Genomic DNA, 26,578 nt, shown 5'->3' with positions numbered 1-26,578 from the left:
TCGCCCCATTGCCCTGGAGAAAGCCCAATGGCCCTGAATCCGAAGATGATCCGCCGCATCCACCGCACCCTTGCCCCCATTCTGGCCCTGCCGTTGGTGGTAACGGTGCTAACGGGATCCCTCTATCAAATTGCCCGCCTTAACCAAAACCTCGACTACTACTGGCTGATCCAAATCCACAAAGGGCAGTGGGGCCCCCTCGACCTGCAAGCGGTTTACCCGTTCTTAAACGGACTGGGGCTGCTGGTGATGGTGGCAACCGGCCTCAGTATGTGGTTACCAACAAAACCCCATCGCCGCCCCAAACATACGGAGTCCCAGAGGGTTTTGGATAGATAAACCTGTAGGGTAAACACCTAAGAAACATTCCAGAAAACCCTACATTTCCCGGAACGGATTTGACTACACTAGAAGCATAGAGGTTTTGCTTGCACCTCTAAAGTTGAGCCCCAAAAGCTAAGCTCCAAACTCGAACTGGAAGTCAAAAAAGCAAAGTAATAGAGGAGGAGGATGCTCTATGGCTCTTGTCCGCTGGGATCCATTTCGTGAAATTGACGAAATTCAACGGGAAATGAACCGGATGTTCGACCGGCTGATCCCTCGCACCACCGAGGCCGACGGCTTTGCCTTCATGCCGGCAGTGGAGATGCACGATGATCCCGAAACCATTACCCTGAAGCTGGAGCTGCCCGGCTTGAACCCCAACGACTTGGATATCCAAGCCACAGCCGAAGCGGTCTCCATCACCGGGGAACGGCGATTTGAGAAGCGCTCTGAAGACAAAGGGGTAACCCGGACTGAATTCCGTTATGGGCGCTTCCAACGGGTGATCCCGCTGCCGAACCGGATCAAACACGATCAGGTGAAAGCCGAATACAAAGATGGGATCCTCACCCTGACTCTGCCCAAAGCGGACTCTGAAAAAGCCCAAGTGGTCAAAGTGAGCGTTGTCTCCTGATAGGCCGAGAGGTTGGGCAGTTTCCCAATGGGAAAAAGGATCTCCTAGAGGTAGGCGATGAGCCTACCTTTTTTTAATCTTTCTTGCGTTTTGGTTTTTCAGCTTGTGCTCATTTCAACCAGGAATAAACCGGGTTCGCTGCAGTGATCCCCAGCCTTCCCTAGCGAACTTAAACCGAACCCCGTTTGACTTTTGCCCGCCGCTTTGGATAGGGTTTGAGTGCGCAACGGAGCCAAGGTTGAGAGCATGGCCAGCGTTACCTACGAACACGTTACCAAGCGCTACAGAGACACCACCGCCGTCCATGACCTGAACATCACCGTCGAAGACGGGGAATTTCTCGTCTTTGTCGGCCCCTCCGGCTGCGGCAAAACCACCTCCCTGCGCATGCTGGCCGGCTTGGAAGAAGTGAGCGCCGGCTCCATCTACATTGGCGATCGACGGGTGAACGATGTCCCCCCCAAGGATCGGGATATCGCCATGGTCTTCCAATCCTATGCCCTCTACCCCCACATGACCGTGGCCGAGAACATGGCCTTTGGCCTCAAGCTGCGCGGCCTGCCACGGGCGGAGATCGAAAGCCGGGTTAGGGGGGTGGCCAAGCGCCTTGGGATCGAACACCTGCTCAACCGCAAGCCCAAGGAACTTTCGGGTGGGCAACGGCAGCGGGTTGCCGTCGGGCGGGCCATCGTGCGCAATCCGGCGGTGTTTTTGATGGATGAGCCCCTCTCCAACTTGGATGCCAAGCTGCGGGTACAGGCGCGGGCCGAGATTAGCAAGTTGCACATGCAACTGGGCACCACCTTTATCTACGTTACCCACGACCAAGTGGAGGCCATGACCATGGGCAACCGCATCGCCGTCATGAAGGATGGCCGCCTGCAGCAGGTGGATACCCCCCACACCCTCTACACCCGCCCTGCCAACCTGTTTGTGGCCGGGTTCATCGGCAGCCCCGCCATGAATTTCTTCCAGGCCAAGCTGCGGGAGCAGGAGGGCACCCTCTGGATCGATACCGGCGCCTTCCGCGTGGCCATCCCGCCCCACCAGGCAGAGCCCTATTGGCAATACGTCGGCAAGTCGGTCATCTTCGGCATCCGCCCGGAAAACATCCACGATCCCCACTACCAACCCCCAGGGATCCAACCTGCCCCGGTGCGGGCTAAGGTCTCGGTAACGGAGCTGGTGGGCCATGAAGTAATCCTCTATCTCAGCACCAGCGACCGAGAAGGGATCCTGGCCGAGCAGGAGTTTGTGGCCCGCGTGGATCCCCGTACCCAGCTTCGCGTCAACCAGTGGGCGGAAGTGATCTTCGATATGGATCGCTTCCACCTGTTCGATCCCGAAACCGAGCAGCGCCTGGGTTAAACCCTGGGATCGCCTTAGAATCCTAGATAAGCTGAGAAAGGCAGGGATCCCTATGCCGGAGCAATCGACGTCCCGCTTGGTTCAGGCGCAGTTTGACGAATTTCCCTACCCGAATGTGCCGATTGAGCAGACGGTTACGGATAACTTCGCGCTTTTTGCCAACAGCCTCACCACCGCTTACTATCGCCGCAACCGCAAGGTGGTGAAACCGGAGGGCAAAGTAATGCTCAACGCCGGCTGTGGCTCCGGCTGGGAAACCCTTGTGCTGGCCACGGCCAATCCGGGTGCCACCTTCGTCGGGGTGGACATCTCGGCAGAATCCCTGAAAATGGCCCGGCAGCGCTTTGAGTTTCACCAGATTCCAGACGTGCGCTTCGAGGTGATGGACATCACCGACCTGAGGGCCTTGGGGGAGCAATTCGATTTCATCGCCTGCAACGACGTGCTCTACCTGCTGGACGATCCGGTGGCGGGGCTGAAAGGCATGCGCCAAGTCCTCAAACCGGACGGCATCATCCGCACCAATGTCCACAGCCTTTACCAGCGCCAGTTTATCTTCAACATGCAGGATGCCATGGAGCTGCTGGGGGTGATGGATGAGCCGGCTGCCAAAGCCGTTCCCATCCTCAGGGAGCTGATGGATGCCCTTCACGAGGGCAGCTTCGTCAAAAGCCACTGGCAAGGGGATGCCATCAAAACCACCAATGGGATCCTGGCCAACTTCCTGCTGCGCAGCGACAAAGGCTTTACCGTACCTCAGGTCTTTGAGATGCTCCGCCAAGCCGGGCTGGAGTTCATCAGTATGGTCAATTGGCAGCAGTGGAAGCTGGAGCGGGTCCTCACCAAGCCCGTTCCCTACGCCCTGCGGCAAATCAAAAAGCTCAGCCAGGAGGAGCTGCTGCACTTCATCGAGTTGATCTTTCCCAACCTGACCCGCCTGATCGACTTCTGGTGTGGCCACCCCACCGGGGCCACTTCTCCCCAACCCTTCAGCAACGAGGAATGGAGAAATGGCTCGGTACACGCCCATCCCCTGCTGCTGAGGCTCAACGCCAAGGCTGCCTTTGAGAATGCCATCCGCGACAATGGCCCGGTCAACATCAACGGCTGGCCCGGCTCCGAGGGCAACATTGCCATCGATCCCTTCTCGGTGCGCTGGCTGGTTGATGTGTTTGGGGAGAAACCTGTGCCTGTACAGGCCCTGGCGGCCAAGGCGCTAGATCTCATGGATTGGACCCCCGAAGAGGCCTTTAACCAAGTGGTGGCCAATCTCAAGTTCCTGGAAGAGCGGCTGGTGGTGCTGTTGCACTCGCCGCTGCGTTGAGTTCAAGAACCTACCCCCCTCTCCCCCTGGGAGAGGGGCCGGGGGTGTTTGCGTTTAGCGACGCGGAGCGCTTGGGCTGGGAGAGGGGCTGGGGGTGAGGGTCTGCAGCACCCTGATTTGTTCGGCCCGAATGGCCGCTGGGATCCCCCCTTCAGCATCGACATTGACGGCAAACCGAACAGTGCCTTCCATTTCCACCGCATCGCCTGGGCGCAGATCCAGCCAACTGGCAGAACGGCCAAGGCGGGTCACTTGAACATCCTCAGCAGGAACCACCGAGACCCACGTGCCCGCGTAGCGCTCCAAGCTGGGGCTGACTTTTTCCAAGTTGACCCCAATCCAGCCCTCCTTGCGGTTGAGAAGTCGCACCGTCCCAGTTAGTTGGAAAGGCTGTGCTTCTTCCGCTAACTTGATTGGCTCGTAGAGAACCTCTGTATTTAAAGGCTGCAGCCGAGCCAACTCCACCCGCCACCCTTGGGCCTGGCGATAGAGGGTAACCTCCATAACTGCGCGCAGACGACCCTCCGGCAAAGGCTCGTAGAAGCCCAACTGAGAGCGAAAAGGGCGAAAACGGGGATCCTCCCGATCCGGCTCTGTTAAAAATCGTTGCAGCTCCTCGGCAGTGAACTGGAAACGCAAAGTCGGCACCACCGCTTCTGGCTTCAGGATTGCCTCCACCCGGAAAATGGCCGTATTGCCCACCGCTTGAATGGGGGTGAGGGTAAACTCCTCCGCTGAGGGCCACGATTGATCCAAGGCCCCCGGAGGGATCCCTTTTAGCAGCCGCGGAGTGAGCAGGGCTTCTGCGGTGGCAAAATCGCGGGCATTGGCCGCCTGGACAAACTCCCGCAGCGTTTCCTCCGCCGTTTTGGCCTGCCAGCAACCCCCCAGGGGCAGCAGAGCCAGCACCAAGAAAAACCACGCTCTCACATCCACACCCTCCCCAAGATGACTCTTGCTCCCAGATCTCCCTGAAGGCGACAGCTCTAGGGATTCTCGGTTGGAGATGGCGCGGGATCCGTTGCTTCCGTCTCTTCTGGCTTTTCCGACTGGGATCCCGAAGCAGCAGGTGGCTTATCCGGCTGCCACACCTCGATCCGCCAGCCGCGGTCTTGCTGGTAGAGGGTGATCTTGACGCGGGAGGTTACCGTCTCTCCCTCCAGGCGCAGACCCACCAACTGCGGGGCCAACTGCTGATAGGTGGGATCCGCCAGATCCGGCTGGGTCAAATACTTGCGCAACGTCAAGGGATCCAGCCCCAGGCGCTGGGCCGCATCCTCCAGCGAGTCGGTGCCCTCCACCCAGACATAGGCCGTCTTCCCGGTCACCTCTTGGTTGCGCACCTGCACGTTCTCCCCCACCGTGCCCCAAATCGAAGGCAGGGATCCCGGCCGGAGGGCATTGCTGAAGCGCTCCGTCAGGTAGCTGTCTGCCGTGCCCCAGTCCCCCTTCTCGGCAGCAGCGATGAAAGTGCTCACCACCTGGTCAGGAGTTTGCACAGGAGCTGCCTGCGTACAGGCGATTACACTGCCCAAGGTAAAGATGAGAGCATAGGTACTGATGTGTCGCGACATGAGTGTAACCTCGCAAAATGCACTGCCTCAGGGCAAGTTCGACAGATGTTAGCTGAGAAGGCAAAGGCGAATTATACAGCTTGAGCTCTGAGATGCGGCTGAAGAGATACCCAACCTGCCAAAACCTGGCCAGACAACTCCACAGACAACGGGCAGACAAGGGAGCCTCCAACTTTGCGCAGTGCTTCCTACACAATACTTAACCTAGACTTACCCAAGCTGACTCTCTAACGGGATCCTACAGGATGAAAACTATGATAGCATTTAGTGGTCCTCGGAAAGACTGTGGCTGCGGTTCCCTCATGTTGGTGAGAGTGGTGAGTTTATATGTTCAAAGATGATACTCATTCGGAATAGTTCCGGCACAGTTCTTATGTACAGTTCTTATGTAATGAAGATTTCCCCAGACATAGGTTTTGGATCAAGAAAAATTTGAGCCTGCTCAGCAATGATTAAGGTGATTAGATGGCAAAGTCAAGAGCTCTTACCGGTACCTACTTTAGGTGGTCTAATCCTGTCCAGACTCTGAGTTAAATCTAGGTATAGAGAATGGTAGCTACATCTTTCGAAACAGGCTCAACCTGGAACACCCTTGGAATTAATCAAATTCGCATAGCGGCGACAGCTCCCACGTCCAAGGAAAGAAGAAATGCTTGGTCAGTAGCGCTTTACTACTGGAACCAAGGCGCTGACGTTGAACCAAATCATCTGCCTTGCTTATTAAATAGACTCCATTCGCTTTGGGTTCTAGGGGTCTCTTTCACTGTTATGGAAGAAGCAGTAAAGCTTCTGAACCAGCTAGAGCTAGACCCAGAGAAGTGGAGAGATATTCCCCCTCCCAACACAGAAGGTTACGAACTAGCATGGCGGATTGATTCTCCCTACTTTCAGCTAGAAGACGATTTTGGTCTGGCTCTTCCGTCTGTAGATCAGTACCTGTACTACCTAGCTCGTTGGATAGCTGAAAGGATAGCATTGTGCTACCAACCTCAGGCGATGCCTTTCTGGCGCATTGCCGCAGCCATTTACCCAAAGGATTTACAAGCCCAAGCAGTCGTAGGTCTTGGATTATCCAAAAGTTTGCAGGTCGAAGGTATACATTACCTGAGGCAAAATCAAGCCCAAGCAACCACAAAAGCCATTAGAAAGTGGACTGAGGCTTGCTTTCAAGTATCTGTGAGTTTCTTTCGAGGAAAAACGGATAATCCAAAGCTATCAAGTCAAAAGAACTCAATAGAAGTTATTGATGTGCCATATGAAAACCACATCATGAGTCTGGAAGGCAGTCTGGATTCGGTCGTTACCCATTGTCATTTGGCCCAAGGAAGATGGTTTGAGGCGGAGATTGACTTTGTCAAGTCTTACCTAAAACCGGGAATGACATTTATAGATGTGGGGGCAAACGTAGGTTCATACACTCTTGTTGCGGCTCAGGCAGTAGGTTCTGAAGGAAAGGTAGTTGCATTTGAGCCGACTCAGGCTTGTGTGGAAATACTGAAACACAATGCAAACATGAATCAGCTACCACAAGTTACAGTAATCCCTTGTGCGCTGGATAGTGAGTCAGGAAAGGCATACTTCCTAGAAAGTGATGATAGCGCGTATAATCGAGTAGTAAAAAGTCTAGCTGGAATAACTCACCCTGTAAAAACCGTTCAAAAAGTTACACTAGACGAATGGTGGCGCTCTCTGGAATGCCCCTCAGTTGATATGATCAAGGTGGATGTTTTTACCGACTCCTTTGACGTTATACGAGGTGGCCGAGAACTCATAAAGAGTTGTAGCCCCATCATTCAAGTAGAGGCAAAAGGTGATTTAGGATCTGCATCACGAGAAGTTTCTTCTTACTTATCAGAGCTAGGATATACTTTCTTTGCATATAACCCCGCTTTGAATGAGTTATCAATGGCTCGCAAACAAGCTCGCAACCTCTCGACTGTAAACTTAGTGGCGGTGCCGGAAGCTCGCTACGTGAACCTTAAGAGAGAGGGTATCTTAGAAGAAGGCTCATTCCCCTCCAAAGAGCTTGATCCAAGCCTGTCTTCTTTACTTTGATCCAAGCCTATCTTCTTTACTTTGGGATCTGGTTGAGGAAAAGCAATGATCGTTGTTGATGGTGTTGCCCTACAGCCTAATTTAGAGACTCCACCCTCTATTACAAGTTTCTGGTGCAACGTCATAGGTGAGTGGGTAAGGCTTGGATATACTCGAGACTTTATAGTCTTAGTGAGAGAAAGCCAACGTATAGGTTTTCCAGGCGACACTGTTGTAGCCCTAATCCCTGATTACAGCTATGAGAATGCTGAGTCTGATCATATAGGTCTGCAAAGTGCCTGTGATCAAGTCAATGCATCCATTTTTATCTCAACTTTGTATACGTATCCCCTCAAAACCTCAAGCGTAGCTATGGTTTATAGTATGGACGAAGTCCAAGAGTTCTTACCAAGCTTAGCAGCACAGGAGAAACATAATACCATTTTGGCTGCATCGGCATTTATATGTCCTTCCAAGCGGGTGTCATCAGATTTAATGAGGAAATATCCAGGTATTTCTAGTGAAGATATTGAGGTTATCTACCCAGGTCTGCACAGTGACTTGATGCCATCGCCCCCTCTAAAGGTAAGAAAGTTTCGGGAAGAAAAAGACCTAACTCGTCCCTATATCATTTTTAGAGCGGGAACGGGGGAACGAAGAAAGATAGCTCTATTTGCTCTCTTGGATAGTGTAAGCGAATTAGTATCTGGACAAGTCCCTGAGCTTGTTTACCTATCAGTTGATGGAAGTAAAGTTGATGCGCCACTAGAATCTGTTATGGATTTATCCAAGCCAATTCGATCTCGAATCCATAACCTTAGGCTTTGTTCTGATGATTTACCACTGCTTTACACAGGAGCTGTTGGATTGTTTGAGATTGAACCTGAACTTGGAATGGGCAATTACACTTTCGAGGCAATGAGATGCGGTTGCCCGGTCATTATCTTGAGAGAATCTGAAGATCATCAATTAAGGCAGCCTACAGAAACTGACCCTTGGATTGAGATATCCATGCAGCCGCATGTCATATCGCAGACTATTGATCAGCTAAGAGATACAAGGTATAGAAATACCATACTCTCACGAGGATTAGATTATACGAAAAGCATGACCTGGGAACAGGCCGCTAAGCGAATGTGGTCTTTCCTCAAATCAAAGGCAAGAAGTCTAAGATCCTAGAGCCTTGAAATGTAGATGTCGTAAAATGAAGTACCTTCTATCTCATCATGAGTTCTGAGAACGTGAGAGCATAAATCATAAGAACGATAGACCTCATGGAGGATCGTGGCAAGCGCTAGCCGCTTTCTTGATGTCAGCTCTCCCAATCGCATAAAGTCTTTTGCATAAATAAAGTCTGTCCAAGATGCCTGAGTGCGCAAAGACGTAAGGCTCTTCGGAAATGACTTCATAAGTGGACAGGCAATCCCGGTTAAGCTATGAATTAGAAAGCCACATTCTCTCAGAGCGATATCTATATCAGAGAACAACGGCTGGCCGATGTAGTGAGGGATAAATAGAACCTCAGTTTGAACTACTACAATGCTCTCCTCTAGGAGACGTCTAGCTCCGCGAATAATATTTAGCTCACTGCCTTGAGTATCCATAACAAGCCAGTCAGCGTCTGAGACTTCTTCCAAATCATCCAATCGAACAGTCTTTACTTTCTTCTCTGAGACAACTTGGTAAAACTCAGCCAGATCGTGAAACTTTTCCAACAGATGATAATTGGGTCTAAACAGAGAGGATGTCATTCCGCTGTTGGTCAGGTAAAGGTTGGATTCAGAACCATCGCCAACCGCCATAGGAAGGTATAAGACGTTAGAACTGCCATCACCTTGTCGAATTCTCTCAATTAAGCGGTTGTAAGCCTCAGGATCAGGCTCGAATCCAATTAACTCTCCATAGTCCTTCCGAATGATTTCGGCATATATCTCAGGAGCTCCAACATCAGCTGCCCCTACGGCAATTACTTTAATCCGAGGCATTGAGGTTCCCAAAACAGAGGCTATGGACAGCTCAGACATGGTTCCCCTCACTCTTTGTGAGCAATTACATTTATGCTGATAAGTTCGTTGCAGTAGACAATTGTGCTTGCATCTCTAAACATGCCAAATTGGTCTACTTGAATGATAAAGCCAAAACCAACGGTCTTAAGCAGGTGAGTCAGGTTTTCAATGGTATAGCCGTATTTATGGAAGTCATACCGGTCAATTTGACCGCCGTAAATCATGCTAATAACACGTATTAATTCGTCGTACGAGAGATCATCTCTTAGTATAAGCTTGGACAGCGTCTTTAGATTAGGTACAGAAACAAATAACTTTCCTCCTTTCTTGAGGACTCGATACCACTCTGTTAAGGCCACACCTGCTTCTTGACAACTAAGATGCTCAAGAACATGAGAGGCATATATTTGATCTACGCTCTCGTTCTCAAACATACTGAGATCTATTGCGTTTGCAACATAGTCAACCTCAGGAGAGGGCAAAATATTAAGTATTTTCCAGTCAGGATGTGGTTCTTTACCACCGATGTGTAGATTAAGCATTCTCGTCGTCTGCTCCTACTAGCTAACTTACTTTCTGAGTTGAGCTAAGCTTGGGTGCTTGCGAAACTTGAACGGCAAGTCTGTAAACCTAATTCTAGCTTTTCTATCTTGGCAATACTGTTCCCACATTAGGATGTAAGCCTTCTCTAAGAAAGCTGTAAAAGTTTTGCCGTTAAGAAGTGGTGATTGCGAGAGTCGCTCCCGCATGGTTCTCCTTATCCAGACCAAAAGATCTATGTCTTCAGACAGCCTTGAGGCAATGCGAATGTAGTCTTGCTCCGTCTGTGCGATTAATTCCGGCAAGTCCACTGTTCTCAAGATAGATACTCCAACTCTGGAAACATGTGCTAGACCTTCCAGAGTGATTACCGGAACTCCCATCCATAATGTTTCGCAGGTTGTCGTTGTTCCGTTGTAAGGGAAGGGATCCAGAGCAATATCCACTTCTCCATAGGCTGCGTAATGCTCGGCAAAGCCCTGTCTATCATATTCTAGCTTGACTCTCTCGTCTGGAATGCCGTGTCTTCCAATTCTTTCCAAAAAGAGTTTACGGGTGCTTTCATCTCTATATCGCTGATTTTTCAGGTGCAGAACTGAATGGGGCACTGCCTTCAATACATCTGCCCATAACTTAATGACTCTGGGAGTGATCTTGGAAGGGTTGTTGCAGCATCCAAACGTGATAAAGCCGTTTCTAACCACAGGAGGATCCACAATCTCCGGTGCCTCACGAGAGGGCTTGTAACAAAGAAAGCTATGAGGCATCCTTATCAATTTCTCTGTGTGCAGACTATCGGTTACATCATAAGGATCGGCAAAACTATCTGTTATCCTGTAGTCCACGACGGTCATACCTGTGGTGTCGGGGTAGCCAAGGTACGTAACTTGTACAGGGGCCGGACGCAAAGCCATTAAGTGTACTCTTGTGCCGCCGGTATGGCCACTTAGATCCACTAGAATATCAATCTGATCTTCTCTGATTAACTTTGCAGCTTTCTCGTCACTTAGCTTGTGAATATCTCGCCATCCCGTTGACCATTTGGAGAGCTGCTCAGTTACTGTGTCAGGTTGATCAACATTTGAGTAGCAGTAGATTTGGAATTTTTCCTGGTTGTGGCAATCGTAGATTGAGCTCATGAAAAAATGTACCGAGTGCAATCGAAAATCACCCGATAGATAGCCAATCTTGAGGGGACGCTGGGTAGTTCGCGAGTTTGCATAAGGTCTCCAGTGGCTTTGATACTGGCTTTGGTAGGAAATACCCCACTTTTGATGCTCTATAAATGTTTCCACAGGGTCAAACTTCTCAGAATAATGTGAAACCATTAGGATATTCGACATTGCACCTGCGAAGCCAGGAGCAACTTCCAGGGCCTTCCTGTAGTTCTCTAGAGCTTCGTCCAGTCTGCATTGCTCTAGATAAGCACCACCCAAATTCTGATATGCAGCAGCAAAGTTTGGCTTCCTCTCGATAGCTAGCAAATAACTATCTATCGCGTCTTGAGTCCGGGATTGCTTGCTAAGGGTTAAGCCCTTGTAAAAATAGGCATCGGCTAGCTCAGGCTTAAGTCTTATCGCTTCCTGGAAGTGCTCCAGAGCATCATCGTACTTTTGCTGCTCGAAGAGTCTGACTCCGATATTGCAATAGACTTCTGCAAAGTCCGGCGAAAGCTCTGCAGCTCTGTGAAAAGCGAACTCTGCTTCCTCTCTATTTTGCAGTAGTCGATGAGCAAGACCCAAGTTGTTATATGCTAGAGCAGATGTTGGATCTAAGCCGATCGCTCGCTCAAAACATCTAACTGCCTTGTCGGCTATGGCCAAGTCTAAGTAGCAGCATCCTAAGCTGTGCCAGTAATCTGATTCTTCTGGGTTGATCTCAATAGCAAGGCATATATGATATCTGGCTAGATCTAGCCGCTTTTCTGCCCTGTAGAGAATACCTAGGTTGTGATGAGCTTCAGCGTATTCCGAATCTAGAGAAATAGCAATCTGAAAGCAGTCTCTTGCAGCTTGAATAATTTGGCATTGACTTTCAAGATCTTTTTTACCTCCCAAGCTTAGTTCCTGTGCAGCTATCTCTGTTGCAGTTTGGTGTCGTATCTTTCGGCTTAGTGCCGCCCCCAAGTTATTGTAGGCTTTCGCATAGGTTGGATTGATTGCTATAGCTTTTTTGTAGTGCGCTATTTCCTTATCTTCTTGACCAATTTCGCCATAGATTTTCCCAAGATTTAGATGAATAACAGCAGAAGACTTGATCATCAAGGCTTTCTCTAGGGCAACAATCGCATCTTCATACTGCATCGACTCTGCCAGCAATAAACCTAGCTTAAGCTGTAAATCAGCACTAGCCGGAAATTGCGGTTCTGCTTGTCTCGCGTGTTGAATTGCCTCTTCTTTGTTTCCAGCTAAAGAGAGGGCATCAATCAACTGAAGATGAGCCTCAACGTAATCCGGCTTGTCCTTTACTGCTTTTTTTAGGATGCTGATGGCACTATTGACCTGACCTAACTTCAGCAAGACTTGCCCAAGAAAATAAGCTGCCTCATACTCTTGAGGGTTCAACTCTAAAACTTTTAGAAAGGCTTTCTGGGCTTCTTCCCACTGCTCGAGTTGAATTAGAGCCAGACCTAAGTTAAAGTTTGCGTTGAGACTTTCTGGATCTATTTGGGTAGCTTGTCGGTAGCATTCTAGGGCCTTTTCTAGCTGATCTAGCTTCTCGTAGACTGCACCTAAGTTGACATACAACGATGCCGACCTTTGACCAAGACCTATACACCGTTCTAAGTATTCTATAGATTTGACATACTGTTGTTGTTGGTAGGCCAGTATACCCAAATACTGAGTAGCATCAAGATGGTTGGGTTCTAGCTTTAAGATTTCTAGGTAGCATTCCTCGGCCTGATCCCACTCGCCCGACTGATGATGGCCAAATGCTTGCTTAAGGAGCTTTTGAATTTCGGTTCCCATATCCCTGAGCCTCAACTTAGACAATTCTATCAAACGAATAGTGCTTCACCTGCCTTTGGTAGGCTTAACAGCCTAGAAAAGTGGGTAGGCACTTAAGACCCACCCACCTTTTCCATCTGAACGTCTGCCGCCTAAAAGTCAACAGACCCAACCCTAAAGCCAGATAGAGTGTATGGACTACCGCGGGATGGTGAAGGTGATGTCCAGCCGCGGCCCGCGAGCGGTGGTGATAGGGCCAGCACCCGTACCCGTGGCCGGCTCCCGGTCGAACTCGGCGCGGCAGGTGCCCGTAGCCCCCTGGCTCACTTCAAAGCTGACAGGGCTGGTCACGTTGAACGAAACCGAAGCCGTCAGCGGAGCACCTGCCGATGCAGAGGCCGTCGGCGCCACAAAGCCAGCTGGAGCGACCAGAGGACCGAAGGGAACGGTAAAGGTGCCACCTGCTGTCAAAGCACCGGTAGTAAGCTTGGGTACTGGAAACGTACCAGCGGCAATATTTGAGAGGAAACCGGCATTAAAGTTTTGAGTTACTGAAGCGGACGGAAGCTGAGCGCTCTGGGTGAAGGAGCCAAAAGTAAGAGAAACACTTGCAGAAACAGTGCCCCCAGTCGGCAGAGCGTTGGAAACGCTTACCGTTGCAGTAAATGAGCCAAACCCAACTTGCGTGGTGGCTCCGGCAATGTTAAGCGTTGCAGTGGCCAGGGCAGTAGCGTTAACTGCCGCAGTTGTGGCAGCGGCAGCCGCACCAGTACCAGCAGCCGGGACTTGAAGCGTTCCTGTCAGAATGGCCGGCCCAAGAGCACCACTTGCCGAAGCGGTGGGAGGAGCCACATTGACGATTGTGCTCGCCGTGGCCAGCACCGAAACAAAGGCCGGAGCAGCCTGGTTGTTCCACACCTCCTTGGCGCACTGCAGCCGCACTTGGTAGAAGCGGGAGCCCGACACCGCCCGCTGCACCCCAGGCCCCACATCTGCTGTACGCGGCCCCGCCGACACATCGTTGCCCAGCACGTTGCCGCTGATGCTCAGAGCCACAAAGGTGGGGCTGGAAGCCGGCGCAAAGAAGTCGCTGGAAACCACGTTGTTGGGCGCACCCAAGGTCACTTCCTGGAACACCACGTTGTTGGACGGCAGGTTGTGGGGTGTCGGATCCAGGAAGAAGAAGCCCAGCCCCCGGTCGCCAACAAAACCAGGAATGGGGAGCGAGTTGAAGGAGGGCAACTGCACCAGCGTCAACTGCGCCCCCTGCACGACGGCGTTGCGGGGAATGGTGTCGGGAATGGGGAAGGAAAGCACCGCTCGGTAGTCGGAGTAGTCGCCTACCGGGAGGTTCTCAGATGCTCCAATGCGGCGGATGCCAAAGCCGACAGGAATAGCGATGGGGTTAGAGAAGACTTGCCCCTCTGGGGTGAGAGCGGCCAGTTGAGTGGGCAGCAGGCTGATGGGACCCTCCGGAGCTGCCACAGCACCGGTGGTGAAGGTGGCCACAAAGTCTTCCGGCAGACTGCGCCCGGAAGCAAACAAGTCCGGCACTGCCCGCGAGATGACAACCCGGTACACGGCATCGTTGGTGAGCGGCGTGCGGAAGGTGATGATGACCTGAGTGCGGTCGTCATTGAAGAACAAGTTGCGAGCCGGCACAACTCCCGCTTGCGGCGCCACCGAGGTGATGCTCAAGGCCTGAGCGAAGGGAGCCTCGCGCACCGGCTCGCTGAAGCGAATAACAATGCTGGTGGTGATAGGAACGTTGGTGGCGCCATCCGCCGGGTTAATGGCGATAACCCGTCCCACCGGGGTTGGAGTTGGTGAAGGCGGAGCCGGGGGAGCCGGTGGAGCCGGTGGGGGTGGTGGGGGCGGCGGCGGTACGGGTGTGACGGTGCCGGTGCTGCTTTCACCGCAGCCGGTGAGCAGCAGGGGCAGCAGCACCACTGTGGAAGCCAGAGACAGAGACCCGAGTGACTTCAGGAGCCACTTGTGCATTATTCCGTTCATTGTTCTCCTCTTAACCAAAAAAGTAGGGTTCGGCTGAACACTTCCCTTAACTTACCCGATCAACTCGCCCAGGGCAAGCCAGGCCGTAGGAAAGAGCCAATCGAGGGAAGACGCACACGCGCTTGGATAAGCGGCTTGTCCGTTTACTCTGCTTATCATACAAGTCAATCAGCTCGCTTTGGCAAGTACTGCCGATTTTTTCTGGACAAGATCAAAGGTGACGTGGGTCACAGACACCGGGCAGGGTCCCGGGAAGGAGTCGGGTGGCGGCTTCTGGGAGCAAAGCAGGTGGAGCCACCGGAAGAGCAGTCAGAATCCTTGCCCGGCATGGCTTCTGCGGATCCACCTGGAAAAAACCGGAAGATTTGCCTATTTCCTCACAAAAGGATGCTTGATCCGGGGCAGAAGGGTGGCAGGATGAGGAGTGGATGTTTTTTCTGGAGACCCAACCAGGATGGCTACCTACAAGGTCACTCTGATCAACGAGGAGCAAGGCTTAAACGTCACCATCGATGTGCCGGATGACGAATACATTTTGGACGTGGCGGAAGAGCAAGGGATCGAGCTGCCCTATTCCTGCCGCGCCGGTGCCTGTTCGACCTGTGCCGGCAAGCTGGTGAGCGGCACGGTGGATCAAAGCGATCAGTCCTTCCTGGATGATGATCAGATCGAGCAGGGCTATGTGCTGACCTGTGTGGCTTACCCTACTTCCGACTGCACCATCATCACCCACCAAGAAGAAGCCCTTTACTGATCGAGCTTGAATTTCCGTCCTCAACCCCAGCCCCTCTTCCAAAGAGAGAGGGGTTTTTGTTTTGGGTGGCCCAAGGGGGTGTTCGAGCGCTCCGCGCTGCTGAGGCCCTCACCCAGAGGGAGAGGAGAATTGGCAGTGGTAGGATTTCCTTATTCTGTAGTGCTTCAGCAACCATGACCCCTGAGCAAGAGCAGTGGCTGATTCAAGCCATCCAGGAGCTACAAGCCTCCCAGAGAGAATTGCAAGCCTCCCAGAGAGAATTGCAAGCCTCCCAAAGAGAATTGCAGGCCGCTCAGCAGGAGCTGCGCCTTGTCCAACAAAACCAGCAGGTTTTGATTCAAGAGCTGCGGGAAGGACAGGCGATGCTGGCCCAGTTTTTTCGCGAGTCAATGGATCGGTTTGACGAGCGCACCCGAGCCATTGAACGGCGCACGGAAGCTGTGGAACGGCGCACAGAAGCACTGGAACGGCGCACCGACGAGATGGCCCGAGAGATGCGGGAGATCCGGCAGGAGATTCGGGATCTGCGCCGCGACTTTTTGGAGCGGCGGTAGTGGCCTTCACCCCCAGCCCCTCTCCCTCAGGGAGAGGGGAGCTAGGATGGTGGCAGAGCAGTTTCTGGAGGCGGCTGTGGCTTGGACGAGGGGATCCGTTCCTGGGCCGACGACGGCTCGCCTAAGGTTGGCAGAGTACCTTCAGTATTCCGATGGCAGCGATACTCGCTACGAGCTGGTGGCTGGGGAGTTGGTGCCTGTGGCCCTTCCGACTGGGCGGCATGTGCAGATTCAAAACTTTCTCAGCCGAGTTTTCGAGGCAGAGATTGCACGGCAGCAGTTGCCCTGGACGGTGATACAGGGAGGTCTGGGGATCCAGTCGCCGCGGGGCAGCCACCGGTGGGATACGGTGCGGATCCCGGATGTGGTGGTGCTGCCTTTGGAACAGTGGCAGGAGATGGGATCCAGAGAGGCGTTGATTCGCCTGGAGGATCCGCCGCCGCTACTGGTGGTGGAGGTGGTGAGTGAGTCCAGCCGGGCAGCAGACTATCGGGCCAAGCAAGCAGAGTATTGCGTTTTGGGGATCGGCGAGTATTGGGTTGTCGATCCGCTGGAAGAAAAAGTAAGCCTGCTGCTGCTCCACGAAGGCTGGTACGATGTGCTGGAGCTGCAAGGATCCGAGCGGCTGCCCTCGAAGGTTTTTGTGGGGCTGGAGTTACAGGCGGGGGAGATCTTGGCTGCGGATTCGGGTTATTCTGGTAGAGCCGCGGGGAGTTAGCTCAGTTGGTAGAGCGCTGCGATCGCACCGCAGAGGTCAGGGATTCGAGTTCCCTACTCTCCATCGCCCTCACCCCTGGCCCCTCTCCCAGCAGGAGAGGGGTGGTAGGATTTCCTTATTCCGTAGTGCTTCAGTAAGCATGACACCTGAGCAAGAGCAGTGGCTGATGCGCGCTATCCAAGAGCTGCAAGCCTCTCAAAGAGAGCTGCAAGCCTCCCAAAAAGAGTTGCAAGCTGCCCAGCGGGAGCTGCGCCTTGTCCAGCAGAACCAGCAGGTTTTGATTCAAGAGCTGCGGGAAGGGCAGGCGATGCTGGCGCAGTTTTTCCGCGAGGCGCTGGATCGCTTTGACGAGCGCACCCGAGCCATTGAACGGCGCACCGAGGCTTTGGAACGGCGCACTGACGAGATGGCCCAAGAGATGCGGGAGATGCGGCAAGAGATTCGGGATCTACGCCGCGACTTTTTGGAACGGCGGTAACTTGGGCCCAAGCGCTCTGCGTTGCTAGTGTAACCATCCCCGGATCCTTCTCCCAGGAGGAGATTTAGGGTGGTAGGATTTCCTTGTTCTGTAGCGCCTTGGTAACCATGACACCTGAGCAAGAGCAGTGGCTGATTCGGGCCGTCCAGGAGTTGCAAGCTGCCCAGCAGAACCAGCAGGTTTTGATCCAAGAGCTGCGGGAAGGGCAGGCGATGCTGGCACAGTTTTTCCGGGAGGCGCTGGATCGCTTTGACGAGCGCACCCGAGCCATTGAACGGCGCACGGAAGCTGTGGAGCGCCGCACCGAAGCTTTGGAACGGCGCACTGACGAGATGGCCCAAGAGATGCGGGAGATGCGGCAGGAGATTCGGGATCTGCGCCGCGACTTTTTGGAACGGCGGTAACTTGGGCCCAAGCGCTCTGCATTGCCGACGCCCTCACCCCCACCCTCTCTCTCAGGGAGAGGGGAAATTGGCGGGATTTTGGGTAGGAAGGGATCCCACCTAGATTAATCTAGAGGAACTTTGTCTGGCCTCACTGGCATTTGCCCTTCCCCACGAGTTTGCCTATGTCTGTCATCCGTGCCCTCCACAGGCAGTTGGTAACCAAAGAGCGCTCTGCCGAAGAGATCGCCCGCGAATACCTGGAGCGCCTGGCCCAACTGGAGCCGCAGCTTAAAAGCTTTATTACTGTAACCGAAGAACTGGCTCTGCAACAGGCCAAGGCGGTGGACGCCCGCATTCGGGCCGGGGAAGAGATTGGCCCTTTGGCCGGGATCCCGCTTGCCGTGAAAGACAACCTCTGCACCCAAGGGATCCGCACCACCTGTGCCTCCCGGATGCTGGAGGGGTTCATTCCCCCCTACGAGTCAACAGTGACGGCGCGGCTGGCGGCTGCGGGCATGGTGACGGTGGGCAAGACCAACCTGGACGAGTTTGCCATGGGCAGCTCCACGGAAAACTCCGCCTTTCAGCGCACCGCCAATCCCTGGGATCTGACGCGGGTGCCAGGGGGATCCTCTGGGGGATCGGCGGTGGCAGTGGCTGCCGACCAAGCGGTGGTGGCTCTGGGCTCGGATACGGGGGGATCCATCCGTCAACCTGCGGCTTTTTGTGGAGTGGTGGGCCTGAAGCCCACCTATGGGCTGGTGTCCCGCTACGGGCTGGTGGCCTTTGCTTCGTCTTTGGATCAGGTGGGGCCGTTTGGGCGCACGGTGGAGGATGTGGCCTTGTTGCTGCAAGGGATCGCCGGCCATGACCCGATGGATTCCACCAGCCTCAAGGTGGAGATCCCGGACTATAGCCAGGCTTTGATCCCGGACATTAAGGGCTTCAAAATCGGCGTGATCCGCGATCTGCTGGGGGAAGGCTGCAGCGAGGAAACCCGTGCTGCCGTGCAAGCGGCCATTCACCATCTGCAGGAGCTGGGGGCCGAGATCCTGGAGATCGACTGCCCCAGTTTTCGCTATGGCCTGGCCACCTACTACATCATCGCCCCTTCGGAAGCCTCTGCCAACTTGGCCCGCTACGACGGGGTGAAATACGGCCTGCGGGAACCTGCCGACTCGCTGCTGTCGATGTATGGCAAGACCCGCGCCCATGGCTTTGGGCCGGAAGTGAAGCGGCGCATTATGATCGGCACCTATGCCCTCTCTTCGGGGTATTACGACGCCTACTACCTCAAGGCCCAGAAGGTGCGCACCCTCATCAAGCAGGACTTCCTCAAGGCTTTCGAGAAGGTGGATGTGCTGGTCAGCCCCACCACCCCCACCCCAGCCTTCAAGCTCGGTGAGCGGGAGGATCCCCTCAGCATGTACCTCTGCGACCTGATGACGATCCCGGTGAACCTGGCGGGTTTGCCGGGGCTGAGCCTGCCCTGCGGGTTTGCCGATGGGCTGCCCATTGGCCTGCAAATTGTGGGCAATGCCCTACAGGAGAGCAAGGTGCTGCGGGTGGCCTATGCCTATGAGCAAAGCACCGACTGGCACAAGCGACGGCCCCCGCTAGGGCAGCCCTCAGTTGAAGAGGGCCAGGAATCCGATCCCGGCCAACCTCAAGCCAAGCGCAGATCCGGCAAAAGGAGCAAAAAATCCAAAAGCTGAGGCGGGAAGGGCGGCAACTAGGCCATGCCCATCTGGTTGGCCGCTGAAAAGCGTTCCATAAAGCGCAGGAAGCGATCCCACTCTGCCTCGGTTTCCATGTCGTAGGTCACTTCCAGGGCTTTGAATTCCCCGTTCAGGAACTTGGCCCTGATGTTGCGGGTGGTCAGCTCCCCTTCCTCATCGATCATCCGCATGCCGAGGATGTTTTGCGTATCGGATTTTAGATCCTCGAAGCGGAAAATCGCGGATCCCCGGTTGCCGGTCTTGGATTTCAGCACTCGCACCTGGGTGGGCACCTCTTGGATGCCGGGGGAGAACTCGATACTGGCCATGATGTCCTACGAAACACGATGATTTAGGCCATTATAACCGGCCAATCCCCGCATCCTGCTCCAGAAAATCTCTCAGCTCCTGGGCCGTCATCTGCTCCAGGTGATGGCCGGCCTGCCGTTGGGCTTCTGCCACATCGGGGATCCGGTCGCACAGGGCGCCAACCCGAAGGGGAAGAGGCTGGGCTGCCAACCCAGCGCGCGCTGCCGGAGTCACCTGGCCACAGAGGATGAGCAGGGGTTTTTGGGCTTGGATAGCCTGCTCCAGCACGGCCCCCACCACCTTTCCCATCGTGCTTTGTTCGTCGAGGCAGCCCTCTCCGGTGACGACCAGATGGCAGCGGCGGATGCGCTCCGGCAGGGCCAATTGCCGCGCCAAGAGCTGGATCCCGGACTCCAGAGTGGCCTCCAAAAAAGCCACCAGACCTGCTCCTAAGCCGCCTGCGGCTCCGGCCCCCGGGATCCCGGCCACGGCCTGGCCCAAATCTCGCTCCACCACTTGAGCCCACTGCTGCAGCGCCTGCTCCAACTGCTGCACCTGGGAAGGGGTGGCGCCCTTCTGGGGGGCAAAGACGGCGGCGGCTCCCAACGGGCCAGTGAGGGGGTTTTGCACATCGCAGAGACCGCGGACCCGTTTCCCCTGCCAAACAGGCTGTTCGGGGGGCTCGATGCGCGCCAGCCGGGCCAGCTCCGCCCCACCCCAGCCGATGGGATCCCCAGCTCCATCCAACAGGCGATAGCCTAAGGCCTGCGCCATGCCCGCCCCTCCATCCACGGTGGCGGATCCCCCCAGTCCTATCCAGATCTCAGCGATGGGATCGCGGCAAACAGCCCGCAGCAGCTCCCCCAGGCCGTAGGTGGTGGTGCGGGTGGGATCCCGCCGCTCCGGTGGCACCAAGGTCAGGCCAGCCACCTGGGCCAGCTCCAACAGGGCCAGCTCTCCCGCCACCCCATATTCCGCCCAGACGGGATCCCCCAACGGGCCGGTGACCCACAGACCCTTTTTCTCTCCCCCCAGCGTCGGCAGCAATACCTCTAGGGTGCCCTCTCCCCCATCCGCCAAGGGGATCCGCTCCACCTCGACTTCCGGCAGCACCTGTTGGATCCCGCGGGCCATGCTCTCTGCCGCCGCCGTGGCTGTTAGGGATCCCTTAAAACTATCCGGGCAAACCAAAATCCGCCGCGGTGGGCTGCTGAACTGGGATCCCTTTGCCTGGAAACCCGCATCCAGCATGGAACCTCCTCGGCGGCGCTAAAAGGTGGATTGCAAGCCTAGCCCTCCTCTGCTGGCGAAGGCTGATCCGCGCTGGCAGGCTGGGAGGCACTGCCCAAAGATTGCTCCAGGGCTAGGCGCTGCTCCATGACCCGCAGGAAATAGCCGCCCATCATCGCGCCGGAGAGCATTTTGGCCAAGCTCTCGCGGTTGGTGATGATCTGAACCCCGAATTGATCGGAGGGCAAGCTCCCCACCAAGCTGCGGATGTTGTGGCCCAAGATCTCCAGCACTTCCGGAGAAGAATTGCGGGCAATATCCTGAAAGACGCTGGGATCCTGAGATTGCAGGTATTGCCAGAGCCGGTTGTCGGGGCTCGGAGTTTGCACTGCCTCAAAACCAGGGATGAAGTTCAACGGGCTCGCCATGGAGTAACCAAGCTCCACAAACACAGCAGATGCCATCCCAACCGGGCCGCTCGGCCTGATCCCACAGGCCTTTGCCGTTCCCGGAATTTGGGCTATCCCAAAGGTAACACCCCATCCTCACCCTCTCCGGTACGGGATCCCACCCCTCTGCGGCGGCAAATGCCGTACCTAAGTAACGGCCGGGGATCAAGCGCTGGCTTCTGAGGTCTCCTCCTCGGCAACCAAGGCAGCGGGTACCACTGTAACTCCCACAATGCTGTCTTCCGGATCCAGGCGCTGCACCAGCACCCCGGTCGCCTCGCGGGACTGGGTGGGAATGGCCTTGGCCAACTGGCGCATGACAATGCCCCTGGCGGTCACCAACAGGATCTCGTCTTCGGCATTGACGATGCGCAGGGCCGCCAGCTCGTCCGACGCCTGGCGGAACTTGGTGGCGATCACCCCCTTGCCGCCGCGGTTTTGCTGGCGGAAATTGTCGATGGCCGAGCGCTTGCCCCGCCCTTCTTTGGTGATCACCAGCACCCAAGGGTTAGCCAGCTTCTCCCCCTCTCGCTCGGCAGCCATCACCGATTCGGCAGAGATAATATCCATGCTGACGATGTCATCGCCGGCGTTGAGGGTAATGGCCCGCACGCCCCGGGTGGCCCGTCCCAGAGGGCGCAGTTGCTCGTCATCCGCCGGGAAGCGAATGGACATGCCTTGGCGGGTCGCCATGACCACATCATCGCTGGAGCGGGCGCGGCGCACCCAGCGCAGTTCGTCGTTTTCTTCCAGAGAGATGGCAATCAGGCCGTTGGAGCGTACATTGGCAAAGGCGCTGAGGGCCGTTTTTTTGATGTAGCCGCCGCGGGTGAGCATCACCAGATATTCGTCGTCGCTGAACTGGCTCACCGGCACCATGGACGTAACCCGCTCTTCCCGGGTGATCGGCAGCAACTGAACGATGGCGCTGCCGCGGGCGGCGCGGCTCCCCTGGGGGATCTGGTGGGCGGGCAGGGTATAGACTACGCCCCGATTGGTGAAAAAGAGGATGGTGTCGTGGCTGCGACAGGCAAAAAACTGTTCGATGGCATCGTCTTCTTTGATGCGGGCGCCGGCTTTGCCGCGGGTGGCTCGCCCCTGCACCTGGAACTCCTCAAGGCCCATGCGCTTGATATAGCCCTGCTCGGTTAGAAAGATAACCGTCTCCCGATTTTCGATCAGATCATCCGTTCCCAGCTCCCCATCCTCCAAACAGAGGCGGGAACGGCGCGGGCTGGCAAAGCGGGCTTTGAGCTGCTGCAGCTCTTCGCTGATGATCTGCATCACCCGTTCTCGGCGGGCCAGAATATCCCGCAGGTCGGCAATTTGCCTCACCAAGTCTTCGTGCTCGGCCTGGATTTTTTCCGCTTCCAGGGCGGTGAGGCGGCGCAGCTGCATCTGCAGGATCCCGTCGGCTTGGGCTTCACTCAGGCCCAACACCGCCTGCAATTCCTCTCGGGCTGTGGCGGTATCGGCGGCTCCCCGAATGAGGGCAATCACCCGATCCAACTGCCCCAAAGCCAAGAGATAGCCCTGCAGCAGGTGATCCCGCTCTTCGGCTTTTTGCAGCTCGTAGCGGGTGCGCCGCTCGATCACCTCTTCCCGAAAATCCAGAAAAGCCTGCAGCGCGTCCCGCAGGGTCAGGGTGCGCGGCTCGCCGTTGAGGATGGCCAGCATGTTGACCCCGAAGTTGGCCTGCAGGGGGGTTTGCTTGTAGAGGTTGTTGAGCACCACCTGCGGCTGGGCATCCCGCTTTAGCTCGATCACCACCCGCATGCCGCTGCGGTCGCTCTCGTCGCGGATGTCGGCAATGCCTTCCAGTTTTTTCTCGTTGACCAGCTCGGCGATCTTCTCGATCATGGCTGCCTTGTTGGTCTGGTAGGGCAGTTCGGTGATAATGATGGCGTCCCGAACCGGTCGGCCCCGCTGCTCGATCGTCTCCACCCTGGCCACCCCCCGCAGGGTAATGGAGCCGCGCCCGGTGGTGTAGGCTTCGCGGATACCCTCCTGGCCCATGATCAGCGCCCCGGTGGGAAAGTCAGGAGCCGGGATCCACTGCATCAACTCCAGGCTGGTCAGGTTGGGGTTGTGGATGAGGGCAATCAGGCCGTCCACCAATTCGCCCAAGTTGTGAGGCGGGATGTTGGTGGCCATGCCCACGGCGATGCCGGAAGAGCCGTTTAAGAGCAGTTGCGGGATCCGCGCCGGCAGCACCAGGGGTTCTTGCTGGGATCCGTCGTAGTTGCCGACAAAATCGACAGTGTTGGCGTCAATATCTTGGAGCAGGGCTTCTTGGGCAAAGGCAGTCAGCCGACACTCGGTATAGCGCATGGCTGCCGGCGGATCGTTGTCCACAGAGCCGAAGTTGCCATGCCCATCCACCAGCCGCTCCCGCATGGAGAAATCTTGAGCCATGCGCACCAGCGCATCATAGACGGCCTGATCCCCATGGGGATGGTATTTCCCGATCACATCCCCCACCACGCGGGCACACTTGCGGAAGGGGCGATCCGCCGTCAGGCCCAACTCGTGCATAGCGTAGAGAATGCGGCGGTGCACCGGCTTCAGGCCATCCCGCGCATCTGGCAAAGCCCTCCCGACGATCACGCTCATGGCGTATTCCAGGTAGGACTGCGACATCTCCCGCTGCAGGTCGGTGGAGATGATGCGCGCCGTCGATTCGTTGTCGCTCATGGGGTTGGGTTATCGTTGAGGGATCCCAGTCGGCCTTGGCGCAGTGGGTTCATGGAAGTTTATCGAGAAGCCAACCTTGGCCGTGGCAGAGTAAACTACCCGACCCTGACTGCTTCGCAGTACGGGGCGGGCTTTCGGTAGCCCTGCAGTTAGTAAACTAACCACGAGCCTCTGGGCTGGTTTACGGGCAGCCCCAATCGACCGTTACCAGTGCCCTAAACAGCCGTTTCTGGTGTCCGCAGAATTATTATAGCATTCCTCCCGACACTGACCCTACGGGTACAGTGCGGGGCTCCTGCGCTAGTAAGCTGAAGGTGATTGAATTGAGCAGAAAGCTTTTGTATTCCCAGTCTACCATTCGCCCTTTGTGAAGGCTGGCTGACTTCCAGTAGGAGAGGCTCGGTGGTTCATCGGCGGCCCTCTCTACAGCCTCATGGATCGAGATTTACAGGTGGGCCAAGCGGAGCTGATCATTACCCTGACCGGCATCGACGACACCTTTTCCCAAACCATCCATGCTCGCCACTCCTACTTGGCCGATGAGATTCTCTGGAACCACCGATTTGCCGATATTCTCCACCTGGACAGCAATGGGCATCGCTATGTGGACTACTCTCACTTTCACACAACTCTACCGGCTCAAGCCCCATGCCCTCGCTTGGAGGGGAATCCTTGAGGGAAACTATAGAAGAAAATCTATTCTCTAGCATGATCTCTATAGTAACGTTCAATGATAGGCTGCCCATAGCGTGGAGGGCTTTGGGGCATGCTGAGCCAAGCGAAAGAACAACAGTCCGGCGGCAAGAGATTTCTGGATTGGCACCGACGTCTGAGCCTAGACAACTGGCGCGGGGATCTCTTCGGCGGGCTGACGACAGCGATTGTTTCCTTGCCGATGGCCTTGGCCTTTGGGGTGGCTTCGGGGGCAGGGCCGGTGGCGGGCTTGTACGGAGCAGTATGCGTGGGCTTTTTTGCGGCTCTGTTTGGGGGTACGCCCACGCTCATCTCCGAACCCACCGGGCCGATGACTGTGATGATGACGGCGGTGGTTGCTAATGTTACAGCTCGTTACCCGGAGCAGGGGCTGGGGCCGGCTTTCACCGTGGTGATGCTGGGGGGCTTATTTCAGGTGTTGTTTGGATCCCTGAAACTGGGCAAGTACATCACCCTCATGCCCTACAGCGTTATTTCCGGCTTTATGTCCGGGATCGGCTGGATCATGATTTTGCTGCAGATCCCGCCGCTTTTGGGCCACGCCAGCCAGGGGGGAGTGATTGGGGCGGTGCAGAACCTGCCGACCTACCTGCTCAACCTCAAGATGCCAGAGCTGGGGCTGGGGCTGCTGACCCTTGCCATCCTTTTTGGCTATCCCAAGCCCTGGCGACGGGTGGTGCCGCCGCAGTTGGTGGCTTTGGTGTTGGGAACGCTGGCGGCCAGCTTGTTCATGGCCGATTGGGATTTGGGGCGCATTGGCCCTATCCCCACCGGTTTGCCGCAGTTGCAGTGGCCGCAGTTGCCCTTTGCTTCCCTGGCCAACTTGGTGCTGGACGGGGTGGTGCTGGGGATGCTGGGCTGCATCGACACCCTCTTAACGGCAGTCATTGCTGATAACCTCACCCGCACCCGCCACGACTCCGACCAAGAGCTGATCGGGCAGGGGATCGCCAATATTGTCTCTGGCTTCCTGGGGGGCTTACCGGGAGCCGGCGCCACCATGGGCACAGTGGTGAACATCCAGTCGGGCGGACGTACCCCTCTAGCCGGCATTACCCGAGCGTTAATCCTGCTGATGGTGGTGCTGTTTGCCGCTCCCCTCACGCAAGGGATCCCAATGGCGGTGCTGGCAGGGATCGCCTTTAAGGTGGGGGTGGATATCCTCGACTGGAGCTTCCTCAAGCGGGCCCACCGCCTTTCCCTCAAAGGGGCAGCCATCATGTACGGAGTGATGTTCATGACGGTGTTTGTGGATCTCATCGCTGCAGTGGGAGTGGGAGTGTTTGTGGCCAACTTGCTCACCATTCAACGCCTCAGCGAGATCCACTCCGAAGAGGTGAAAGCCATTACCGATGCCGATGATGCGGTGGATCTCACTCCCCGTGAGAGGGAATTGCTGCGCCAGGGATGCGGGCAGGTGTTGCTGTTTTACCTGAGCGGGCCGATGATCTTCGGGGTTTCCCAAGCCATTTCCCGCCAACATCAGGCGGTGGCCTCCTGCCAAGCGCTGGTGGTGGATCTATCAGATGTGCCGATGCTGGGCGTTTCGGCGACGCTATCCTTGGAAAATGCCATCCGCGAGGCCCTGGATCGGGGCAAACAGGTGTGGATTGTTGGGGCCAAGGGCCGGATCCGGCAGCGCCTAGAAAGCCTGCATCTGCCACTGTCCCCAGAGCGGTTTGTGGACAGCCGTGAGGTGGCCTTGGCCGAGGCTGTTGCCCAGTTGGGCTTGCCGCTCGAGGCCAGTCCCCTGGTTTGAGTAACCCCAATTGGCCTGAGCCACAAAGCTGCGGGATCCGTTTGCCAGAT

24 protein-coding genes and 1 tRNA gene are annotated in these 26,578 nt (G+C 55.6%); 15 read left to right on the top strand and 10 right to left on the bottom strand.

What is annotated here, in order from left to right; genetic code table 11:
* Positions 1-27 precede the first annotated feature (27 nt).
* The 4 genes from NW805_RS03815 to NW805_RS03800 all read left to right on the top strand — a co-directional run bounded on the left by NW805_RS03815 (position 28) and on the right by NW805_RS03800 (position 3,650).
* Positions 28-339 carry a PepSY domain-containing protein gene (locus NW805_RS03815; protein WP_414421683.1) on the top strand — a complete coding sequence of 104 codons (312 nt, stop codon included), beginning with the start codon at positions 28-30 and terminating at the stop codon, positions 337-339.
* Positions 340-517: 178 nt separating this feature from the next.
* A complete protein-coding gene (locus tag NW805_RS03810; RefSeq protein ID WP_011433199.1) occupies positions 518-958 on the top strand; it encodes an Hsp20/alpha crystallin family protein in 441 nt (146 codons plus the stop codon).
* A gap of 246 nt (positions 959-1,204) precedes the next feature.
* Positions 1,205-2,326: an ABC transporter ATP-binding protein gene (locus NW805_RS03805; protein WP_414332141.1), complete on the top strand. Its 1,122-nt coding sequence runs from the start codon at positions 1,205-1,207 to the stop codon at positions 2,324-2,326.
* 52 nt (positions 2,327-2,378) lie between these two features.
* Positions 2,379-3,650 (top strand): class I SAM-dependent methyltransferase, encoded by a 1,272-nt coding sequence (locus tag NW805_RS03800; protein ID WP_414421682.1) that lies wholly within the window; start codon positions 2,379-2,381, stop codon positions 3,648-3,650.
* Between the two features lie 54 nt (positions 3,651-3,704).
* On the opposite strand, the gene NW805_RS03795 is transcribed toward NW805_RS03800, so the two are convergent.
* Both NW805_RS03795 and NW805_RS03790 read right to left on the bottom strand, forming a co-directional pair.
* Positions 3,705-4,586 (bottom strand): hypothetical protein, encoded by an 882-nt coding sequence (locus NW805_RS03795; protein WP_414421681.1) that lies wholly within the window; start codon positions 4,584-4,586, stop codon positions 3,705-3,707.
* Between the two features lie 50 nt (positions 4,587-4,636).
* Complete coding sequence (locus NW805_RS03790) at positions 4,637-5,224, bottom strand: hypothetical protein (RefSeq protein ID WP_414421680.1); 588 nt, start codon at positions 5,222-5,224, stop codon at positions 4,637-4,639.
* 549 nt (positions 5,225-5,773) lie between these two features.
* On the opposite strand from NW805_RS03790, the gene NW805_RS03785 reads away from it, so the two are divergent.
* Together NW805_RS03785 and NW805_RS03780 are read left to right on the top strand one after the other, a co-directional pair.
* Positions 5,774-7,279, top strand: a complete 1,506-nt coding sequence (locus tag NW805_RS03785) for an FkbM family methyltransferase (protein WP_414421679.1) — start codon at positions 5,774-5,776, stop codon at positions 7,277-7,279.
* Positions 7,280-7,324: 45 nt separating this feature from the next.
* Positions 7,325-8,437, top strand: a complete 1,113-nt coding sequence (locus tag NW805_RS03780) for a hypothetical protein (protein WP_414421678.1) — start codon at positions 7,325-7,327, stop codon at positions 8,435-8,437.
* Here the strand turns inward: NW805_RS03780 and NW805_RS03775 are convergent.
* The 4 genes from NW805_RS03775 to NW805_RS03760 all read right to left on the bottom strand — a co-directional run bounded on the left by NW805_RS03775 (position 8,434) and on the right by NW805_RS03760 (position 14,765).
* Positions 8,434-9,282, bottom strand: coding sequence for an FkbM family methyltransferase (locus tag NW805_RS03775; RefSeq protein ID WP_414421677.1), 849 nt, complete (start codon positions 9,280-9,282; stop codon positions 8,434-8,436). The two genes, NW805_RS03780 and NW805_RS03775, sit on opposite strands and share 4 nt — an antisense overlap.
* An 8-nt stretch (positions 9,283-9,290) precedes the next feature.
* The gene (locus NW805_RS03770) at positions 9,291-9,806 is read right to left on the bottom strand and encodes a class I SAM-dependent methyltransferase (protein ID WP_414421676.1); all 516 of its coding nucleotides are present in this window, start codon (positions 9,804-9,806) and stop codon (positions 9,291-9,293) included.
* 27 nt (positions 9,807-9,833) lie between these two features.
* A complete protein-coding gene (locus tag NW805_RS03765) occupies positions 9,834-12,773 on the bottom strand; it encodes a tetratricopeptide repeat protein (protein WP_414421675.1) in 2,940 nt (979 codons plus the stop codon).
* 177 nt (positions 12,774-12,950) lie between these two features.
* Positions 12,951-14,765: an Ig-like domain-containing protein gene (locus NW805_RS03760; RefSeq protein WP_414421674.1), complete on the bottom strand. Its 1,815-nt coding sequence runs from the start codon at positions 14,763-14,765 to the stop codon at positions 12,951-12,953.
* Between the two features lie 454 nt (positions 14,766-15,219).
* Here NW805_RS03760 and NW805_RS03755 point away from each other — a divergent pair, with 454 nt between their 5' ends.
* The 7 genes from NW805_RS03755 to gatA all read left to right on the top strand — a co-directional run bounded on the left by NW805_RS03755 (position 15,220) and on the right by gatA (position 19,370).
* On the top strand, positions 15,220-15,519 hold the full coding sequence (locus NW805_RS03755) for a ferredoxin (RefSeq protein ID WP_011433206.1): 300 nt from the start codon (positions 15,220-15,222) through the stop codon (positions 15,517-15,519).
* A 173-nt stretch (positions 15,520-15,692) separates the two neighbouring features.
* A complete protein-coding gene (locus NW805_RS03750) occupies positions 15,693-16,073 on the top strand; it encodes a hypothetical protein (RefSeq protein WP_414421673.1) in 381 nt (126 codons plus the stop codon).
* 46 nt (positions 16,074-16,119) lie between these two features.
* The gene (locus tag NW805_RS03745) at positions 16,120-16,791 is read left to right on the top strand and encodes a Uma2 family endonuclease (protein ID WP_414421672.1); all 672 of its coding nucleotides are present in this window, start codon (positions 16,120-16,122) and stop codon (positions 16,789-16,791) included.
* Positions 16,782-16,854 (top strand) — tRNA-Ala (locus NW805_RS03740). The genes NW805_RS03745 and NW805_RS03740 overlap by 10 nt, the downstream gene beginning before the upstream one ends.
* A gap of 76 nt (positions 16,855-16,930) precedes the next feature.
* On the top strand, positions 16,931-17,269 hold the full coding sequence (locus NW805_RS03735; protein WP_414421671.1) for a hypothetical protein: 339 nt from the start codon (positions 16,931-16,933) through the stop codon (positions 17,267-17,269).
* A gap of 107 nt (positions 17,270-17,376) precedes the next feature.
* On the top strand, positions 17,377-17,673 hold the full coding sequence (locus tag NW805_RS03730) for a hypothetical protein (protein WP_414342514.1): 297 nt from the start codon (positions 17,377-17,379) through the stop codon (positions 17,671-17,673).
* Positions 17,674-17,837: 164 nt separating this feature from the next.
* On the top strand, positions 17,838-19,370 hold the full coding sequence (gene gatA, locus NW805_RS03725) for an Asp-tRNA(Asn)/Glu-tRNA(Gln) amidotransferase subunit GatA (protein ID WP_414421670.1): 1,533 nt from the start codon (positions 17,838-17,840) through the stop codon (positions 19,368-19,370).
* Positions 19,371-19,387: 17 nt separating this feature from the next.
* On the opposite strand, the gene psb28 is transcribed toward gatA, so the two are convergent.
* From psb28 to gyrA, 4 genes are all read right to left on the bottom strand, one after another.
* A complete protein-coding gene (gene psb28 / locus NW805_RS03720; RefSeq protein ID WP_011433213.1) occupies positions 19,388-19,702 on the bottom strand; it encodes a photosystem II reaction center protein Psb28 in 315 nt (104 codons plus the stop codon).
* A 31-nt stretch (positions 19,703-19,733) separates the two neighbouring features.
* A complete protein-coding gene (locus NW805_RS03715; protein ID WP_414407256.1) occupies positions 19,734-20,933 on the bottom strand; it encodes a glycerate kinase in 1,200 nt (399 codons plus the stop codon).
* 38 nt (positions 20,934-20,971) lie between these two features.
* A complete protein-coding gene (locus tag NW805_RS03710) occupies positions 20,972-21,340 on the bottom strand; it encodes a DUF760 domain-containing protein (protein WP_414421669.1) in 369 nt (122 codons plus the stop codon).
* A 186-nt stretch (positions 21,341-21,526) separates the two neighbouring features.
* Positions 21,527-24,055 carry a DNA gyrase subunit A gene (gene gyrA, locus NW805_RS03705; protein ID WP_414409098.1) on the bottom strand — a complete coding sequence of 843 codons (2,529 nt, stop codon included), beginning with the start codon at positions 24,053-24,055 and terminating at the stop codon, positions 21,527-21,529.
* A gap of 409 nt (positions 24,056-24,464) precedes the next feature.
* Here gyrA and NW805_RS03700 point away from each other — a divergent pair, with 409 nt between their 5' ends.
* Positions 24,465-24,731, top strand: a complete 267-nt coding sequence (locus NW805_RS03700) for a hypothetical protein (protein ID WP_255344550.1) — start codon at positions 24,465-24,467, stop codon at positions 24,729-24,731.
* A 90-nt stretch (positions 24,732-24,821) separates the two neighbouring features.
* Positions 24,822-26,528, top strand: coding sequence for a SulP family inorganic anion transporter (locus NW805_RS03695; protein ID WP_414421668.1), 1,707 nt, complete (start codon positions 24,822-24,824; stop codon positions 26,526-26,528).
* Positions 26,529-26,578 lie beyond the last annotated feature (50 nt).

The sequence above is a fragment of the Synechococcus sp. W60.1 genome (assembly GCF_047461575.1).
In the GTDB taxonomy this organism is placed as follows: Bacteria; Cyanobacteriota; Cyanobacteriia; order Thermostichales; family Thermostichaceae; genus Thermostichus.
This window is presented reverse-complemented; position numbering and strand designations above follow the sequence as displayed.